This is a genomic window from Campylobacter sp. CCUG 57310 (assembly GCF_013201975.1).
In the GTDB taxonomy this organism is placed as follows: domain Bacteria; phylum Campylobacterota; class Campylobacteria; order Campylobacterales; family Campylobacteraceae; genus Campylobacter_A; species Campylobacter_A canis.
Genome location: NZ_CP053845.1, coordinates 1,258,292 through 1,274,721, shown reverse-complemented (window position 1 = coordinate 1,274,721; position 16,430 = coordinate 1,258,292). Strand labels below are relative to the sequence as shown.

Genomic DNA, 16,430 nt, shown 5'->3' with positions numbered 1-16,430 from the left:
AATGGCTTTTTAAAAAACTTAAATCGTAAATTTGATTTTGTTTCAGTGACATTTGAGTTGGTTGATTGTATAATCTCGCAAATTTTATCTCAAAGGAGAAAATATGGCGGTAAATATATACTATGATAAAGATTGCGATTTAAGTCTTATTAGAAGTAAGACGGTTGCCGTGATAGGATTTGGATCCCAAGGGCACGCACACGCTGAAAATTTAAGAGATAGCGGCGTAAAAGTAGTAATAGGTCTTGCAAAAGGCGGAAAAAGCTGGGCTAAAGCAGAAGCCAAAGGCTTTGAAGTAAAAACCGTTAGCGAGGCTTCAAAAATGGCCGATGTGATTATGATTTTAACTCCGGATGAGATGCAAGCTGAAATTTTTTATAACGAGATCAAGCCAAATTTAAGCGAGGGCAATGCGATAGCTTTCGGACATGGATTTAACGTTCATTTTGGACAGATCAAAGCTCCTGAAGGAATTGATGTCATAATGATAGCTCCAAAAGCGCCTGGTCATACCGTAAGAAGCGAATTTGTAAAAGGCGGCGGAATTCCTGATCTGATAGCGGTTGAGCAAAACGCTTCAGGGCAGGCAAAAGAGCTTGCTTTAAGCTATGCAAGCGCTATAGGCGGCGGAAGAACGGGCATCATAGAAACTACGTTTAAAGACGAAACCGAAACCGATCTTTTTGGCGAGCAAGCTGTGCTTTGCGGTGGACTTTGCGCATTGGTAAATGCAGGCTTTGAAACGCTGGTTGAGGCGGGCTATGAGCCTGAGATGGCTTATTTTGAGTGTCTGCACGAGCTAAAGCTAATCGTTGATCTTATGTATCAAGGTGGAATGGCGGATATGCGCTACTCTATCTCAAATACTGCCGAGTATGGCGATTATGTAAGCGGAACAAGAGTCGTAAACGAAGACAGTAAAAAGGCTATGAAGGAAATTTTAAAAGAGATTCAAAACGGCAAATTTGCAAAAGACTTCATCCTTGAGCGCAAAGCTGGATACGTAAGAATGAATGCCGAAAGAGGAATCGCCGAAAGAAGCTTGCTTAATCAAACAGGCAAGAAGCTAAGAGCTATGATGCCTTGGATAAGCGCAGGTAAAATCGTAGATCAAAGCAAAAATTAAAATTGAGTCCTAAAACAAAGAAAAAAACTACCAAAAAGCGCACCGTAGCTAAAAATACTAAAAGCGTTAAGAAAAAAGAGCAAAAGAGCGCTTTTTGGGGTTATCTTAAAATCATTATCGTATGCCTTATCGTAGGAGCTCTTACCTACGCGGCTTTGTCTTATATCTACTCAAATAAAGATAGTCAAAACACTATAAAAAAAATAGAAAAGTATCTTGATAAACAAAGCGTCAAAAAAGACCAGCCGGCAAAAGAGCCTGCCGTCAAATTTGAGCCTAAAACAGAATCAAAAATCGAGCCTAAAATCAGTGTTGAGCCAAAGATAAAACCTAAAACTCAAAACGAAGTAAAGCCAGAGATAAAATCAGAAACTATCAAGCAAGAAGATACTTTAAATAAAACAGATAGCACTACACCGGAGCCAAAAATAGCTCCTAAAGAACAGCAAGAATTTTATCCGCCTGAAATTCCTGATGAAAAGCCTGCTAAAAAAGGCTCTATACATATAGAAGTGTTTGATAAAGACGGAGCCAAGAAAGATGAGCGCAGAGTTGGCGAAGTGCCCAAGAAGCAACCTCCTCAAAGGAAGACAAAAGAGCCCGAATCCTCTTTGGATACCAGTAAAGCTCAGGTGCTAAACGGCACAAAGAAGCAATTTGGCAAACCAAAGTTGGTAATCATAATAGACGATGTTGCTCACAAACATCAAGTAGATGCGATAAAATCAATCAAACTAAAGCTTACTCCGTCGTTTTTCCCTGTCACCAAAGATCATCCCGATACGCCAAAGCTTGCGAAAAAATTCAGCTTTCATATGATTCACTTACCGCTTCAGGCTAAAAATTTTAAAGGTGAGGAGATAGATACTTTAAGAGTGGATGACGGCTATGAGAAAATTTTAAACCGACTTCAGGCGATTAAGCGCGATTTTCCTAATTTGATATATATAAACAACCATACAGGCAGCAAATTTACAAGCGATTTTGATGCCATGGATAGGCTTATGAGAGCTGTTAAACATGAGAATTTGATATTTATCGATAGTAAAACGATAGCCAATACAAAAGTCGCAGCCGCAGCCAAAAAGCACTCCATGCCGTATATCTCAAGGGATGTATTTTTAGATCACGAAGACAGCAAGGCCGCTATAACAAAGCAGCTAAAATACGCCGTTGCGCTTGCTAAGAAGCATAGTAGAGCTATAGCTATAGGACATCCTTATAAAAACACTATGGATGTTTTGAAAAATAGCTCTGAGATATTAAAGGACGTAGAGGTTGTTTATCTAAAGGATATTTTGTGAATTTTTTAAGTGAGCTTCCTCCTCAGCTAAATAGACTTAAAAAGCCTCCCAAGAAGCTTTATTATAAGGGAAATTTAGAGCTTTTAAAGCTTCCGATGGTATCGATAGTAGGCTCAAGAAGAGCAAGCGTGTATACCAAAAACTGCGTTTTAAATTTAGCTAAAACTCTCTCAAATTCCGGAATTTGCGTAGTAAGCGGAGCGGCTTTGGGTGTGGATATCAAGGCTCATGAAGGCGCTTTTCCAAACACTATAGCCGTTTTTGGCAACGGACTTAATATAGTCTATCCAAGAGCGAATTTAAAAGCCATAGAACGAATTTACGGCTCCTGCCTTGCTCTAAGCGAGTATGATTTCTCTACTCCTGCTGCTGCTCATAGGTTTTTGGAGCGAAACCGAATAGTTGTAGCTCTCAGCAAGGCTTTGGTTGTCGCGCAAGCCGATCTTAAAAGCGGCTCCATGCAAAGTGCAAGGATGGCTCAAGAGCTTGGAGTTAAAATTTACGTCTTGCCTCAGCGACTTGGCGAAAGTGATGGCACAAACAAGCTTTTGGCTTGTGGCAAAGCCGAGCTTATAAATGATTTTGATGAATTTGCCTCTAAATTTACAACAAATCCACCTAAAGCAAAAGATGAAATTTTAGATTTTTGCAAAAATGGAGCGAATTTGGATGAGGCGTTGGCTAAATTCGGAGATAAAATTTATGAGTATGAACTATTTGGAAAGCTTGTCATATCAGGCCTTAGAGTGAGTTTAACATGAGTGTGGTTGCTATAGATGTGGGGTTAAAACGAATAGGCGTAGCGCTTGGAGTGGGCGGTGTAGTAATGCCTCAAAAGCCGATTCTAAGAAAAAATCGCAATCAAGCGGCTCGCGACGTGAACGCCGTTTTATCAGAGCTTGGTGCAAAGACTTTAGTCGTAGGAGTGCCTCTTGGCGGAAGTAGCGAAGATGAGATGAGAAGGCGCATAAGCCATTTTGTATCGCTTCTAAATTTTAGCGGAGAGATAGTCTATGTCGATGAAGCCATGAGCAGCTTTGAGGCAAGCGAAATTCATAAAAGTTCCGCAAAAGACGGAAAGCTTGATAGTATAGCCGCGATGATTATTTTAAAGCGCTATTTAAAGATTTTATAAATCCCAAATTTGCTTATTTAATTTTGATTTTTATTGCAACGATATTCGTGAGTGTTGTTTAGTATGCTTATAAGCGCGTCTGAAGTGTATGGTTGCGTTAAATACTCAACGTAAATTTTAGAATCTATATTTATACAACGACCCTCGTTTTGTATGATTACCAGAGGTATGTTTTTTTCGATGAGTGAAGCTTTGATCTTTCGAATATCTACGCTTTTTAGCAGTTTTGCCTGAACAAATATGATATTTGGGCTAAAAATAGTATCTTCCACGTGCCTTTTTATGATATCCCAATCTGACGTAGGCTTAACGTCAATACCCATAAATTCAAGATCGTTTTTAAGGATAGAAAAGGCATAGGGATTGCTCTCGGCAATGAGGGCGGTAAATTTATTATCCATTCTTATCTTTAGTTTTTTAAGTATATCAACTTTAGTTTCCGATAGCTCTAAAGTTATGTCCGTTGAAATTTTGATTGATTCTTGAGTTTCAAAGTCAAATCTTATCTCAGAGTCGTTTTCGGAGGCGAGTTTTTTAGCAAATCGATAAAATTCTCTACTTTTTTGACTCATGCAGATATGTATATTTTCGACTTGTTTGCACTCTTTGGCGAAATTTTTGTTAGCCCAGACCGAGATAGTAAATTTGATCTGATTTTTTTTGTAACTGCTTAGTAGAAATTTAATGATAATGGTTGAATTTGAAAGGTTTAAAAGCATTATTTGAGCTAGTGCGTCCGTAAGCTTTATGATATGAGAAGCGTCGGTTTTAAAAACTCTTGGATAGCTGATATTGTAATCAAGCAAAAGATAATTTTTACTATTTTTGGCATCTTCGTTAAGAGATGAGGTAAGAAAAAACATATAGCTTACAAGATCAGTTTGCTCGTATGGTTTTTTCTTGTAATCTAAAAAATATTTGTTTGTTTTTTTCGCAATTTTTATTCTTTGATCGTTAAATTTAGTATTAAAGCTTTTGGAATACAAAACATACATTATCAAAATAAGCATGTAGATCAAAAACAAAATCACAAAAAGATGGCTGATATTCATATTACAAGCATCCCGTCGCCGTAAGAGTAAAATTTATATCTGTTTTCTATGGCGGTTTGATAAATTTGCATAGTCTTATCAAGCCCTATAAAGCTGCTTACGAGCATGATTAGCGTTGATTTTGGCAGGTGAAAATTTGTAAGCAAGTAGTTTTGGCGAATTGGCTTGTTGTTAAGGTTTAAAAACAACTTGCAAATTCCGCTAGGTTTTTTGCTTCTTGCAAACTCTTCAATACATCTTGTAACAGTCGTTCCGATACCTAAAATCGGCTTGTTTGATTTGATAAGCTCTTGAGTTTGACTTGGAATTTCATAAAATTCTCCGTGCATTTTATGATCGTTTATATTTTCGCTCTCCACGCTTTTAAACGTTCCCGCGCCTATATGAAGGGTTATAAAGCTTATATCATGGCTTTTTTTAAGCTCTTTTATCATCTCGTCGCTAAAATGAAGGCTTGCCGTAGGAGCTGCGACTGCACCGTGATGCTTTGCAAATATGCTTTGATACCAGCTCTCGTCGTCTTTGTTGTCAGCTCTTTTTATATAAGGCGGAAGCGGAACTTGTCCGATCTTTTCAAGTAAACTAAATAGCTCGTTTGTGCTTAAAATTTTATCATCTTGGCTAAATTTGACAATCCTTGTTCCGTCTTCAAAAATTTCAAAAACCGTAGCCTTTAAATTAGCGTCAAATTTTATCTGCGTTCCGGCTTTTACTTTGCCGCGTATATAAACGCTAAATTTATCATCATTAAGCGCAGCGTTAAGCAGCACTTCGCTTGCCCCGCCGCTATCCTTGTGTCCTAAAATTCTAGCTTTTATCACTTTAGTATCGTTAAAGACGATATCGCATTGGGGTAAAATTTCATGAAGGTTTTTAAATTTAAGATGATGAATTTTATCTTTTTCCCTCTCATAAACAAGCAGTTTCGCATCCTCTTTGGGCAGAGTGGGGCGATCTGCTATGAGTTCAGCAGGCAAGTGATAATCATAGCTGCAAAGTGCGTTGATATCAGTCGCCATTGTAGTATATTTCATCATCGTCTTCTTCTACGACATGCTTCTTCTTTGGCTCTTGCTTTTCTTCTTCTTCGATTTTGGCAGGATTTATTTTTTTGGCTATAAATATCGATAGCCCGTAAAGTCCGATGAGCGGAATCGCCATTAAAAACTGGCTGATGATATCAGGAGGAGTCATGATGGCTGAGAAGATAAATATAATAACTATCGCGTATCTGAATGAATTTTTAAGTATCGCATCATCCACAAGCCCAAGTTTTGCCAAGAAAAAGGTAATGACGGGAAGCTCAAAAGCTATGCCAAAAGCTATTAAAAGCTTAGTAAAAAACCCCACATACTCACCGATACTAGGAAGTGCGGTAAATAACTGTCCGCCAAAATTTATGAGAAAGTTAAATCCGATAGGAATCACTACGTAATAGCAAAACGCAGCCCCCATGAGAAACATAAAAGTAGCCGATAGGACAAACGGAATTACGTATTTTTTCTCGTTTTCGTAAAGTCCTGGCGCTACAAATAACCAAAACTGCCAAAAAATAACCGGCAAAGATAGCATAAATCCCGAGAAAAACCCGACTTTCATCGCAGTAAAAAACGGCTCTTGAACCTGAGTAAAGATGATGTTGCTTCCTGCGGGAAGTGCGTTTTTAAGCGGAGCGGTCATAAGAGCAAGGATCGGATTCCAAAAGCTAAAACATACTACAAACATCACGATTACGCTCATAACGCTTATAAAAAGCCTCTTTCTAAGCTCTACTAAATGTGGTTTTAACTCTTCAAACATTACGCCTCTTTTTTCTCTTCAGATTTTATTGCAGTTACGCTATCATCGCCTTTTGCTTCGGATTTTTGTTCTGTGCTTGAGTTTAAAATTTTATCTTTTATCATCTCTTTTGGATTTTCTATGCTTTCTATATCTTTTTTAATGGAATTTAAATTTTCGCTAAGTCCGCCCGTAACGTCGCTAACTCCTTTTTTGATCTCGTCAAGCTCTTCAAAGGTAAGTTTTTTGCGCACACTTTGGGTTGTTTGAGTAAAACTCTCTTTGTATTTTCTGGCATCCTCTTTGAGTTCTTGAATTTTTATCTCTTGATCGAAATTCGCCTTAGCGTCGTTTATGGTTTTTTTGAATGTTTTAAAAAATTTCGCTATCTCGACCATGGTTTGAGGAAGCTTTTCAGGCCCTAAGAAAAGCACTGCAATAACGGCTATCATGATGATTTCAGGTAGGCTCATACCAAACATTTTTTATCCTGATTTTTTAGTTTAAGTCAGGCATTTTATCAGGTTTTATCTCAAATTTGCATAAATTAACCGATTATAAACAAAGAAATTTCATCGGCCAACAAGAAATTTTTAACCTGATATCGCCCGTTTTTGAAGTTAAGCTTTCTTGCCTTGCGTAAAATTTCAGCTTTTTGTAGTTGAAGCGGTGTTAGATCAAGAGCGTCTATACCGACTATGCTTCTTGCTCCAAGAAAAATTCGTTCCGTTTGCAACTCGTCTTTGCTTAAAAATTCGGTCTGTTTGCTAATAGGATTTTTGATATATTGGCTTAAATTTGCACTTCCGTAAAATCTAACATTGTTCATAAATCCAACCGCATAAGCTCCTACGGCAAGATAGTTTTTGCCTTGCCAGTAGCCAAGATTGTGTCTGCAAATTTGACCGAAATTTGATATTTCGTATTGTTTTAAACCTATGTTTTCAAGCTCGTTTATTAAGAATTTAGCAAGTCTTGGGCTGTCTTTTTGATAGCTTGTCTTTTTATAAAACGGAGTATTTTTTTCAAGCGTTAAAGAATACGCGCTAACATGCGAAATATCTAAATTTTTGATATTTTGAGCTTCCGTTAATAGGCGTTTTTTAGTGTCAAATTTTGTACCGTAAATAAGATCTACATTGATATTTTTAAAGCCCGCGATTTTAGCATTTTGGACGGCTTTATAAACCTGCTTAGAATCGTGGCTGCGACCAAGAAATTTAAGCTTGTCTTCAAAGAAGCTTTGAGCTCCGAAACTCATGCGATTTACGCCAAGTGAGCGCATAAATTTAAGCCATGTTAAATCTGCGGAATTTGGATTGGCTTCGATGGTTATCTCGCAGTTTGAAGTTAAAAACGGAGCGAATTCTTTAAATAACGACTCATAAAATTCGGCACTAACGGCACTTGGAGTGCCTCCGCCTATAAAAACGCTTTCGATCTCGCCGTGACCAACGTTAAATTTTGTAATTTGCGTGCGCAAATCAACTATCATCGAATGAAAATAATCGCTTACTAGGTTTTGTTTGCCCGTAACGGAACCAAATGCGCAGTAAGGGCATTTACTTTCACAAAATGGAATGTGTATGTATAAAAGCATGATCCTCTTTAATCTAAAATTTTCGCAATTGTAACAAATCTCGTTTTAAATTCTTTGCGATAGCTGAAAATGGCGATTTTAAAGCTTCATATAAACTCTTTTAAGTTAAAATCTAACAAAATTTTTATTTTAGGTTTAGTTTATGCAAAAAAGCTACAGATCAAATGTCGCCGCCGTTGTTTTGGCTGCTACATATCCTTTTGATTGTAGGGTTTTTATAGCTCAAAGATGTGATTTGCAAGGTGTTTGGCAGTTTCCTCAAGGAGGAATCGACGAGGGGGAAAATCCTAAAGAGGCTCTTTTAAGAGAGCTTAAAGAAGAAATAGGCACAAATGAGGTTGAAATTTTGTGCGAGTATCCAGAGTGGCTTAGTTACGACTTCCCGCCAAATGTCTTAAAAGCCAAGAGATACCCTTATGACGGACAAACTCAAAAATACTTTTTAGTAAAGCTAAAAGCCGGTGCTAAAATAGATATCAAAACCAAAATTCCGGAATTTAATCAGTATAAATTCGTCCATGCCAAAGAGGCTTTAAACGATATAAACCATTTTAAAAAGCCGATTTATAGCAAGGTAATGGGATATTTTAAAGAGAAAGGATTTATCTAATGCTAATCGTTCAAAAATACGGAGGCACGAGTGTAGGAACGCTTGAAAGGATAGAATCGGTCGCCAAAAGAGTGATAGAGACTAAAAAAAGCGGTGCTGATGTCATAGTCGTAGTTTCGGCAATGAGTGGCGTAACAAATCAACTAATCGAATACGCAGAGCACTTCACCAAGCATCCTGACGATATAGCTATGGATATGCTTTTAAGCTCAGGCGAGCGCGTTACCTGCGCACTTCTTACGATAGCTATTAATAATATGGGCTATAAGGCGGTCGGCTTAACGGGCAGGCAAGCTGGCATCATTACCGATGAAGTGCATACTAAAGCACGAATCGAAATGATAGACACAAGCCGCATGAAAGAGGAGATAAAAGAGGGCAAGATAATAGTAGTAGCGGGCTTTCAAGGCATAGATAAAAACGGAAATGTAACCACGCTGGGACGTGGCGGAAGCGATCTAAGCGCAGTTGCCATAGCAGGAGCTTTGGATGCCGATCTGTGTGAAATTTACACTGATGTGGATGGAGTTTATACTACCGATCCTAGGATAGAAAGTAGAGCCAAAAAGCTTGATAAGATAAGCTATGACGAGATGCTTGAGCTTGCAAGCCTTGGAGCTAAGGTGCTTCAAAATCGCTCGGTTGAGCTGGCTAAAAAATTAAACGTAAATTTAGTTACAAGAAGTAGCTTTAATAACAACGAAGGAACATTAATAACAAAGGAAGAGAATATGGAAGCAGTTTTAGTAAGCGGTATAGCACTTGATAAAAACCAAGCAAGAGTTACTCTAAGAGGTGTCGTGGATAAGCCTGGCATAGCTGCTGAAATTTTCTCGGCTCTTGCTGAAAAAAATATAAATGTCGATATGATAATCCAAAACGTAGGGCAAGACGGAACTACGAATTTAGGCTTTACGGTGCCTCAAAACGAGCTTGAAGTAGCCAAAGAGTGCGTGGATAAATTAGCTGCGGCAAAACACGTAGAATACAGCGAAAATATAGTCAAGGTTTCCGTAGTCGGAGTAGGTATGAAAAGCCATAGTGGCGTAGCTTCGCTTGCTTTTAGAACGCTTGCGGATGAGGGCATAAATATACAAATGATCTCGACAAGTGAGATAAAAATTTCCGTTATTGTTGATCAAAAATACGGAGAACTGGCGGTTCGCGCACTACATCAAGCATATAAGCTGGATAAATGAGCGATTTTATAAAGTGGACGTTAGAAGCGATCAGAGAGCAAGGATCGCTAATGAGCTGGATGGAAGAAAGGCGCACGGAATGGACGCCTCTGCTTGCATCCAAGCTTAAATTTTTGCTTGAAGGGCGAACCTTTATCATGATAACCGATCATGACAGAAGCTGGTTTGAGAGATATTTTCTTAAAAATATAAACAAGCCTACAAATTCTCGCCCGATATTGCCGTTTATGTCGCTTAGAGCTATCTATCCTTCCTTTGATGCTATTAGCTCAAAAGAGGAAATTTCACTGCTTTTAGACATGCTAAGCCTTGCTTTTCCAAATGGATATGTTCTCTTTTATGTCGGAAAAAGCAACGACAAAAGCGCGCAGATAGCCAAAGGCAAGGATGATAGCTACATGTGGCTGTTTGACGAGCAAGCGCAAAACAGCTTTTATCTAAGCTCAAGCGACGAGCTTTTGGATATCAAGCTTTTATCGCTTTATAAACTTTTTGATAAAAGCATTGATGCGGCGCTCTTTGCTAAAGTAATGCTTTAGATTTCATGCATAGCAAGATCGTTATCACGAGTGATTTTGAAGCTTTAAAAGAGGAGCTTTTAAGGCTTTATGATCCAAATTTTTTAAGGTTTTTTATAAGTGAAGATTTCTTGCTTGAAAATGCAAAAGAGGTCATAGTCGAGGCTTATATCGCAGAAAATAGCGAAAAACTGCTTGTTGTTATGGCTAAAAATTTTCGCATAGAAGCGCAAAATTCACTCCTTAAGATCATAGAAGAGCCTCCTAGAAATATCAAATTTATAATCGCTTGCGAATCTAAAAACATGCTGCTTCAAACGATTCGCTCACGTCTAATCACTGAAAACAGGCTTATAAAAAAAGAACGCATAAAAAGCGGGTTAAATTTCACTCGTCTTGAGTTAAAAGAAATTTATCGCTTCATAGATGAACAAATCGAACTTGAAAGAGCCGATAAGCTCGGTAAAAACGAGCTAAAGGAGCTGATTTCCTCAATTGCCCTAGAGGCTAGCGAAGCGGGAGTTAAATTTAGCCAAGATGAGTTAAGCTACTTTTACAAGGCGGTTAAGCTTGCCGAGCTAAATACGAAATCACACGCGCTCTTAACGCCGATTTTGCTAATGATATATGAAAAGGGCCGAAGGTGAAAATTTTTAAGATAAATCAAGAGACAAATTTTGATGAAATTTGCAAATTTATAAGCCCCAGCAAAGAAGGCCAGGCGATAATGAAAAAAAAGGCGAATCTAAATTTTTTCCTTTTAAAAGATATCCGCTCACCTGCTGCAAACATACTAAAACAAGACGCGCTTAGCATAGGAGCCGAGCTTGTCACTCACAAAAATACGATTTTAAACGGCGAGAACTCAACCGCGCTTTTAATCGCAACCGATACACAGATAAAAGAGCTTGCAAAAAAAGAGGCTGCGCAGGATTTTGGACTTAAAAATTTGGCTAAATTTTTAAAATCAAGCTTTAAAAAGCCAGCCAGGGCTGAAATTATGGGCGTTGTAAATGTAAATGAAGATAGCTTTAACGAGCAAAGCAGAGTAGATACAAAAAGCGGCATAAAAAAGATAGAAGAGATGATAGAAGATGGTGCTGAGTATATCGATGTGGGCGCGGTTAGCTCGCGTCCGGGCAGCAAATACGTAGGCGCTAAAGTCGAGTTTGAGCGACTTAAGGATATTGTGGCTGAAATTTACCGCCTAAATTTGCATGAAAAGGCGAAATTTAGCCTTGATAGCTTTGATGAATACTGCCTTGAATACGCGTTAAATCACGGCTTTAAGATGATAAATGATATCACGGCAGATACAAATTTAGCTAGCCTTGCCGTTAAGTACGGCGTACAGTACTGCCTCATGCATATGCAAAACAGTCCTGAAAATATGCAAGACAGTCCGTATTATGATGATCTACTCGGCGAGATAGATAGCTTTTTTGCGGATAAAATCACTAAAGTGCGCGAGCTGGGATGCGAAGATATCGTGCTTGATGTCGGTATCGGCTTTGGAAAAACGCCGCAAGATAATTTGCTTTTGATAAAGCATTTGGAGCATTTTTTGCACTTTGGCTTGCCTCTTTTGGTCGGTGCAAGTAGAAAGTCCGTCATAAATTTTTATAGTCCAAGCGAGGTTAGCAAGCGACTTCCGGGAAGCCTTTATCTACATCAAAAAGCCTTTGAAAACGGCGCAAGCATAATCAGAACACACGATGTGAGCGAACATGTGCAGATGTTTAAGATGGATGAAGCGATGAGAAATTTAAGCCTTTGGAGCCAAAATGGATAAAAAAGAGTATCTAAAAAGCGTTGATCTGCTAAATTTGTGGGCGAAGGCATATTATGAAGATGACTCTCCGCTTGCAACCGATGAGGAGTATGACGAGCTTTATCACAGAGTGCTTGAGTTTGAGCGCGCAAATCCTGCTGAAATTTCGATGTTTTCGCCGACTAAGCGAGTTGGTGGCGAGGTAAGCGAGGGCTTTATAAAGGCTGATCACATCGAGCGTATGTGGAGCATGGAGGATATATTTGACGAGGCTGAGCTGGTAGCTTGGCTAAATCGTGGCGATAAGCTCGGGCAAAAATTTGTTATCCAGCCTAAATTTGACGGAGCTAGTCTTAATCTTCTTTACGAAAATGGCGAGCTAAAACGCGCCATAACTCGCGGTAACGGCATAACGGGCGAAGATGTAACGACAAATGCAAAAGTAATTAAAAACATCCCGACAACTATCGCTTATAGCGGCGAGATCGAAATTCGTGGTGAGGTCGTCATCTCAAAGAGTGATTTTGACGATATAAATTTAGCACGCATGCAAAGAGGCGAAACCCAGCTTGCAAACCCTAGAAACGCAGCCTCTGGAAGCTTAAGACAGCTTGATAGCAAGATAACTGCAAGCAGGCGGCTTCAGTTTCGTCCGTGGGGTTATGGGGCGCAAAATTTAGGGCTTAAAAACTACTCTGAGATCATGGAATTTATCTACTCGCTTGGCTTTGACCGCGAGGAGTTTTTTAAAATTTGCTCTACGCTTGAAGAGGTAAAAACAGCTTACAACGAACTTTTAAATTTGCGCGAAGATAAGCCATTTATGATGGATGGAATGGTCGTAAGAGTTGATAGCGTAGCGTTTTCAAACGAGCTTGGATACACCGAAAAATTCCCGAAATTTATGGTTGCTTATAAATTTCCTGCGATTGAAAAGACGACAAGGCTTGTTGATGTGGCGCTTCAGGTGGGAAGAAGCGGTGTCGTAACTCCCGTAGGCGTGCTTGATGAGGTAAATATCGACGGCGTTAAGGTTAAATCAGCTACTCTTCATAACTTCGATGAGATTAAGCGCCTTGGCGTTATGAAAGGCGATTTTATAAGCATAATCCGCTCAGGCGATGTGATACCCAAGATAACGGGAGTCTTTAAAGAGCGCAGAAGCGGCTCTGAAACGCCGATAGAGCGTCCGCACAACTGCCCGGTTTGCGGTACTATGCTGCTTGATGAAGGGGTTTTTATCAAGTGCCAAAATTTAGAGTGCAAGGCACGCGTCATAAACTCACTCATCCACTACGCTTCAAAGCGATGTCTAAATATCGACGGGCTTGGCGAAGCTATCGTAAATCAGCTTTTTGAAGCGGGTTTTGTAAATAAAATAGCCGATATATACAGGCTTGGTGCAAATGAATTATCAAGTCTTGAGGGCTTTAAGGATAAGAAAATTTCAAATTTGCTAAATGCTATCAATGTGGCGCGCACTCCGAATCTGCATAGCTTCATAACAGGGCTTGGAATAGAACATATCGGAGAAGTTGCGGCTAAGAAGATAGCAAGACAGTTTGGCGACAAGTGGCTAGAACTTAGCTATGAGGAGCTTATGAGCATTGACGGTTTTGGTGATGCGATGGCTGAGAGCTATGTGGAGTTTATGCAGGTAAATAGATCAAATTTAACAGAACTTTTAAGCTTTGTAACTCCGAAATTTGAGAAATTTGAAGTTAAGCAAAGCGATATAAGCGGTAAAACATTTGTGATAACAGGCACGCTTAGTAAGGGCAGAGATGAATTTAAGGCTATTTTAGAAGCTCACGGCGCTAAGGTTTCAGGCTCGGTTTCCAAAAAGACAGATTTTGTTTTAGCAGGAAGCGAAGCCGGAAGTAAGCTTGATAAGGCGCGCGAACTTGGCGTTAGGGTTATAAGCGAAGAAGAGCTTGTGGAGATGTTTTGAGGTTAGATTTGGCTGCTTTTAGGAGTTGTGATGAGATTTGATATATTTGCGGCGCAAAAGCTAAATATCAGCAGAAATAAAGCTAGCGAGCTCATAAAATCGGGTAAAATTTTATTAAATAACAAGACTCAAACCAAGCCAAATTCGCAAGTTAGCGACGAGGATAGTATAAATTTGCTTGAAGAGGTTTACGTCGGACGAGGTGCACTTAAGCTAAAGAGCTTTTTAGAGCATTATAAGCTTGATTTAAAAGGCAAAACCGCTCTTGATATCGGCAGCAGTACAGGCGGATTCGTACAAATTTTGCTTAAAGAGGGCGCAAGTAGAGTAACCGCGCTTGACGTGGGCAATAGCCAGCTTGACGAGAGCTTAAAAAACGATATCAGGGTTGAGGTGAAAGAAGATACCGACATAAGAGAGTTTGCCCGTGAGGCAAAATTTGAAGATGAAAATATGAAATTTGACGTAGTAACCTGCGATGTGAGCTTCATCTCGGTAGTGCAAATTTTGCCCGATATTTTAAAGGTCGCCAAAAAGGATATAATAATACTCTTTAAGCCCCAGTTTGAGGTGGGGCGTGAAGCTAAGCGCAATAAAAAAGGAGTCGTAACCGATGCCAAGGCTTTATCGGGAGCAAGAGCGAAATTTGAGCTTGCGGCTGCAAATTTGGGCTTGGTATTACGGGAGTGTCGGCAGTGCGAAGTAAGAGGAAAGGAAGGAAATGCCGAATTTTTCTACGCTTTTAACAAAGGATAATATCACCGCCGTTGCTATCGGGCATTTTGACGGGGTGCATCGCGGGCACAGGGAGCTTTTAAATCGCTTAGGCGAATTTGGCGGACTTGTCGTCATCGATAAAAACAAGGCAAACATCACTCCAAAGCTTAAGCGCGCCGAATACTCGAGATATCCGTGTTTTTTGTATGATTTTAACGCTATAAAAGGGCTTAGCGGAGATGAATTTATAGCTCTTTTGAAAAGAGATTTTAAAAATTTAAAAAAGATAGTTGTGGGATTTGATTTTAGATTTGGTCGAAACAGGGCGTGGGATAAGTATGATTTAAGGCGAATTTTTGACGGCGAAGTCGATATCGTAGAGGAAGTTTGCTTTGAAGGTATGGGCGTGCATAGCTCTGCGATTCGAGAGTTTATAAAACAGGGGCAAATTTACGAGGCAAATCTCTTGATAGGGCGTGAATACTCAATCGAAGGCGATGTGATCAAAGGTCAAGGAATAGGGCAAAAAGAGCTTGTGCCGACTTTAAATTTGGACGTGAAAAACTATCTTTTGCCTATCGAGGGCGTTTATGCAACCAGAACCAGAATAGGCTATAAGACTTACGGTTCGGTAACTTTTATCGGAAATCGCTTAAGCACGGACGGCAAATTTAGCGTAGAAACTCACGTCATAAACGAAAATATATCAAACGCAAGCCACGTGGCGGTATGCTTTATAAAGCGACTTCGCGGAAATATGAAATTTGCCGATTTAAGCAGTTTAAAAGCGCAGATTAAATTCGATATAAGCGAGGCTTCTAAATTTGTAGGAACCTGTGATCTGTATATAGACGACAAGATGATAAGAGGGGGCGTGGCGCAAAGATGAGAGATGAAATTTTTAAAGAGCCGATAAAAAAGCAGTTTGAATTTGACGCTGCGGTCGCTAGCGTGTTTGACGATATGATAAACCGCTCGGTTCCGCACTATGATATAGCCCAAAGCCTCATTGTCGAATTTCTTGTAAAAACATTAAAAAAAGAAGCTTTCGTGCTTGATCTTGGTTGCTCTACGGCTTCTACTTTGCTAAGGCTTTATGAGACGAGAAATGATCTGAATTTGCGCGGTATAGATAACGCAGCCGCCATGCTTGAAAATGCAAACGCCAAGATAAGAGCTTATGGCGCAAATATAAATCTTGAGCTTGCCGATATCTTGGAGTGCGATTTAGGTGTGCAAGATGCGGTGCTTATGAACTATACTTTGCAGTTTATCCGCCCTATAAAAAGACAGGAATTCGTAGGCAAAATTTATGAGAGCCTAAATGAAAACGGAATTTTCGTCTTTAGCGAAAAGATGATATTTGAAGATAAGACATTAAGTAAAAATATCATCGAAATTTACGAAAACTACAAGCTAAATCAAGGGTATTCTAAATTTGAAATCGCTCAAAAGCGAGAAGCTCTTGAAAACGTGCTGATACCATATACTGAAGCCGAAAACAGAGAGCTTGCTTTAAATGCGGGATTTAAGAGCGTGGAGTGCTTGTTTAGGTGGGCAAATTTCGCCACATTTATAGCTTTTAAGTAGTATAAAATTTTCAAACGAATTTTAGTAATTAGCAAGTAAAATACCTCTTAAGAGTTGCGGTGCAACTATATTTATACA

The 16,430-nt window shown here is 39.3% G+C and carries 18 protein-coding genes; 13 read left to right on the top strand and 5 right to left on the bottom strand.

Annotated elements, in window-relative coordinates; genetic code table 11:
- Nucleotides 1-103 precede the first annotated feature (103 nt).
- The 4 genes from ilvC to ruvX are packed head-to-tail and all read left to right on the top strand — an operon-like array spanning nt 104 to nt 3,565.
- Complete coding sequence (gene ilvC / locus CORI_RS06365) at nt 104-1,126, top strand: ketol-acid reductoisomerase (RefSeq protein ID WP_172197622.1); 1,023 nt, start codon at nt 104-106, stop codon at nt 1,124-1,126.
- Nucleotides 1,127-1,128: 2 nt separating this feature from the next.
- A complete protein-coding gene (locus CORI_RS06360; RefSeq protein WP_173031272.1) occupies nt 1,129-2,430 on the top strand; it encodes a divergent polysaccharide deacetylase family protein in 1,302 nt (433 codons plus the stop codon).
- Complete coding sequence (gene dprA / locus CORI_RS06355) at nt 2,427-3,191, top strand: DNA-processing protein DprA (RefSeq protein WP_173031271.1); 765 nt, start codon at nt 2,427-2,429, stop codon at nt 3,189-3,191. The genes CORI_RS06360 and dprA overlap by 4 nt, the downstream gene beginning before the upstream one ends.
- On the top strand, nt 3,188-3,565 hold the full coding sequence (gene ruvX / locus CORI_RS06350) for a Holliday junction resolvase RuvX (protein ID WP_173031270.1): 378 nt from the start codon (nt 3,188-3,190) through the stop codon (nt 3,563-3,565). The genes dprA and ruvX overlap by 4 nt, the downstream gene beginning before the upstream one ends.
- A gap of 17 nt (nt 3,566-3,582) precedes the next feature.
- Here ruvX and CORI_RS06345 read toward each other — a convergent pair whose 3' ends face one another.
- The 5 genes from CORI_RS06345 to hemW all read right to left on the bottom strand — a co-directional run bounded on the left by CORI_RS06345 (nt 3,583) and on the right by hemW (nt 7,996).
- The gene (locus CORI_RS06345; RefSeq protein WP_173031269.1) at nt 3,583-4,617 is read right to left on the bottom strand and encodes a hypothetical protein; all 1,035 of its coding nucleotides are present in this window, start codon (nt 4,615-4,617) and stop codon (nt 3,583-3,585) included.
- Complete coding sequence (queA, locus tag CORI_RS06340) at nt 4,614-5,636, bottom strand: tRNA preQ1(34) S-adenosylmethionine ribosyltransferase-isomerase QueA (RefSeq protein WP_173031958.1); 1,023 nt, start codon at nt 5,634-5,636, stop codon at nt 4,614-4,616. Before queA ends, CORI_RS06345 begins: the two co-directional genes overlap by 4 nt.
- Nucleotides 5,626-6,417 carry a twin-arginine translocase subunit TatC gene (gene tatC, locus CORI_RS06335; protein ID WP_173031268.1) on the bottom strand — a complete coding sequence of 264 codons (792 nt, stop codon included), beginning with the start codon at nt 6,415-6,417 and terminating at the stop codon, nt 5,626-5,628. The genes queA and tatC overlap by 11 nt, the downstream gene beginning before the upstream one ends.
- On the bottom strand, nt 6,417-6,878 hold the full coding sequence (tatB, locus tag CORI_RS06330; protein WP_173031267.1) for a Sec-independent protein translocase protein TatB: 462 nt from the start codon (nt 6,876-6,878) through the stop codon (nt 6,417-6,419). Before tatB ends, tatC begins: the two co-directional genes overlap by 1 nt.
- A gap of 65 nt (nt 6,879-6,943) precedes the next feature.
- The gene (hemW, locus tag CORI_RS06325) at nt 6,944-7,996 is read right to left on the bottom strand and encodes a radical SAM family heme chaperone HemW (RefSeq protein WP_173031266.1); all 1,053 of its coding nucleotides are present in this window, start codon (nt 7,994-7,996) and stop codon (nt 6,944-6,946) included.
- 142 nt (nt 7,997-8,138) lie between these two features.
- On the opposite strand from hemW, the gene CORI_RS06320 reads away from it, so the two are divergent.
- Genes CORI_RS06320 through cmoA form a run of 9 tightly spaced genes read left to right on the top strand, consistent with a single transcriptional unit; the run spans nt 8,139 to nt 16,352 of the window.
- Entirely contained in the window at nt 8,139-8,606 is a 468-nt protein-coding gene (locus CORI_RS06320) for an RNA pyrophosphohydrolase (RefSeq protein ID WP_169942334.1), read from the top strand.
- Nucleotides 8,606-9,805 (top strand): aspartate kinase, encoded by a 1,200-nt coding sequence (locus CORI_RS06315; protein WP_172197646.1) that lies wholly within the window; start codon nt 8,606-8,608, stop codon nt 9,803-9,805. The genes CORI_RS06320 and CORI_RS06315 overlap by 1 nt, the downstream gene beginning before the upstream one ends.
- The gene (locus CORI_RS06310; protein WP_169942338.1) at nt 9,802-10,344 is read left to right on the top strand and encodes a HobA family DNA replication regulator; all 543 of its coding nucleotides are present in this window, start codon (nt 9,802-9,804) and stop codon (nt 10,342-10,344) included. The genes CORI_RS06315 and CORI_RS06310 overlap by 4 nt, the downstream gene beginning before the upstream one ends.
- A gap of 5 nt (nt 10,345-10,349) precedes the next feature.
- Nucleotides 10,350-10,970, top strand: coding sequence for a DNA polymerase III subunit delta' (locus CORI_RS06305; protein WP_173031265.1), 621 nt, complete (start codon nt 10,350-10,352; stop codon nt 10,968-10,970).
- The gene (folP, locus tag CORI_RS06300) at nt 10,967-12,115 is read left to right on the top strand and encodes a dihydropteroate synthase (protein ID WP_173031264.1); all 1,149 of its coding nucleotides are present in this window, start codon (nt 10,967-10,969) and stop codon (nt 12,113-12,115) included. The genes CORI_RS06305 and folP overlap by 4 nt, the downstream gene beginning before the upstream one ends.
- The gene (gene ligA, locus CORI_RS06295; RefSeq protein ID WP_173031263.1) at nt 12,108-14,045 is read left to right on the top strand and encodes an NAD-dependent DNA ligase LigA; all 1,938 of its coding nucleotides are present in this window, start codon (nt 12,108-12,110) and stop codon (nt 14,043-14,045) included. The genes folP and ligA overlap by 8 nt, the downstream gene beginning before the upstream one ends.
- Nucleotides 14,046-14,075: 30 nt before the next feature.
- Complete coding sequence (locus CORI_RS06290; protein WP_173031262.1) at nt 14,076-14,801, top strand: TlyA family RNA methyltransferase; 726 nt, start codon at nt 14,076-14,078, stop codon at nt 14,799-14,801.
- Nucleotides 14,767-15,651, top strand: a complete 885-nt coding sequence (locus tag CORI_RS06285) for a bifunctional riboflavin kinase/FAD synthetase (protein WP_169942348.1) — start codon at nt 14,767-14,769, stop codon at nt 15,649-15,651. The genes CORI_RS06290 and CORI_RS06285 overlap by 35 nt, the downstream gene beginning before the upstream one ends.
- Complete coding sequence (gene cmoA, locus CORI_RS06280) at nt 15,648-16,352, top strand: carboxy-S-adenosyl-L-methionine synthase CmoA (RefSeq protein ID WP_173031261.1); 705 nt, start codon at nt 15,648-15,650, stop codon at nt 16,350-16,352. The genes CORI_RS06285 and cmoA overlap by 4 nt, the downstream gene beginning before the upstream one ends.
- The last annotated feature ends 78 nt before the right edge of the window (nt 16,353-16,430 follow it).

Coding starts and splice junctions, on each gene's coding strand:
- ilvC (WP_172197622.1), top strand. CDS start 104: ATGGCGGTAAATATATACTATGATAAAGATTGCGATTTAAGTCTTATT.
- ruvX (WP_173031270.1), top strand. CDS start 3,188: ATGAGTGTGGTTGCTATAGATGTGGGGTTAAAACGAATAGGCGTAGCG.
- CORI_RS06345 (WP_173031269.1), bottom strand. CDS start 4,617: ATGAATATCAGCCATCTTTTTGTGATTTTGTTTTTGATCTACATGCTT.
- queA (WP_173031958.1), bottom strand. CDS start 5,636: ATGGCGACTGATATCAACGCACTTTGCAGCTATGATTATCACTTGCCT.
- tatC (WP_173031268.1), bottom strand. CDS start 6,417: ATGTTTGAAGAGTTAAAACCACATTTAGTAGAGCTTAGAAAGAGGCTT.
- tatB (WP_173031267.1), bottom strand. CDS start 6,878: ATGTTTGGTATGAGCCTACCTGAAATCATCATGATAGCCGTTATTGCA.
- hemW (WP_173031266.1), bottom strand. CDS start 7,996: ATGCTTTTATACATACACATTCCATTTTGTGAAAGTAAATGCCCTTAC.
- CORI_RS06320 (WP_169942334.1), top strand. CDS start 8,139: ATGCAAAAAAGCTACAGATCAAATGTCGCCGCCGTTGTTTTGGCTGCT.
- CORI_RS06315 (WP_172197646.1), top strand. CDS start 8,606: ATGCTAATCGTTCAAAAATACGGAGGCACGAGTGTAGGAACGCTTGAA.
- CORI_RS06310 (WP_169942338.1), top strand. CDS start 9,802: ATGAGCGATTTTATAAAGTGGACGTTAGAAGCGATCAGAGAGCAAGGA.
- CORI_RS06305 (WP_173031265.1), top strand. CDS start 10,350: ATGCATAGCAAGATCGTTATCACGAGTGATTTTGAAGCTTTAAAAGAG.
- ligA (WP_173031263.1), top strand. CDS start 12,108: ATGGATAAAAAAGAGTATCTAAAAAGCGTTGATCTGCTAAATTTGTGG.
- CORI_RS06290 (WP_173031262.1), top strand. CDS start 14,076: ATGAGATTTGATATATTTGCGGCGCAAAAGCTAAATATCAGCAGAAAT.
- CORI_RS06285 (WP_169942348.1), top strand. CDS start 14,767: ATGCCGAATTTTTCTACGCTTTTAACAAAGGATAATATCACCGCCGTT.
- cmoA (WP_173031261.1), top strand. CDS start 15,648: ATGAGAGATGAAATTTTTAAAGAGCCGATAAAAAAGCAGTTTGAATTT.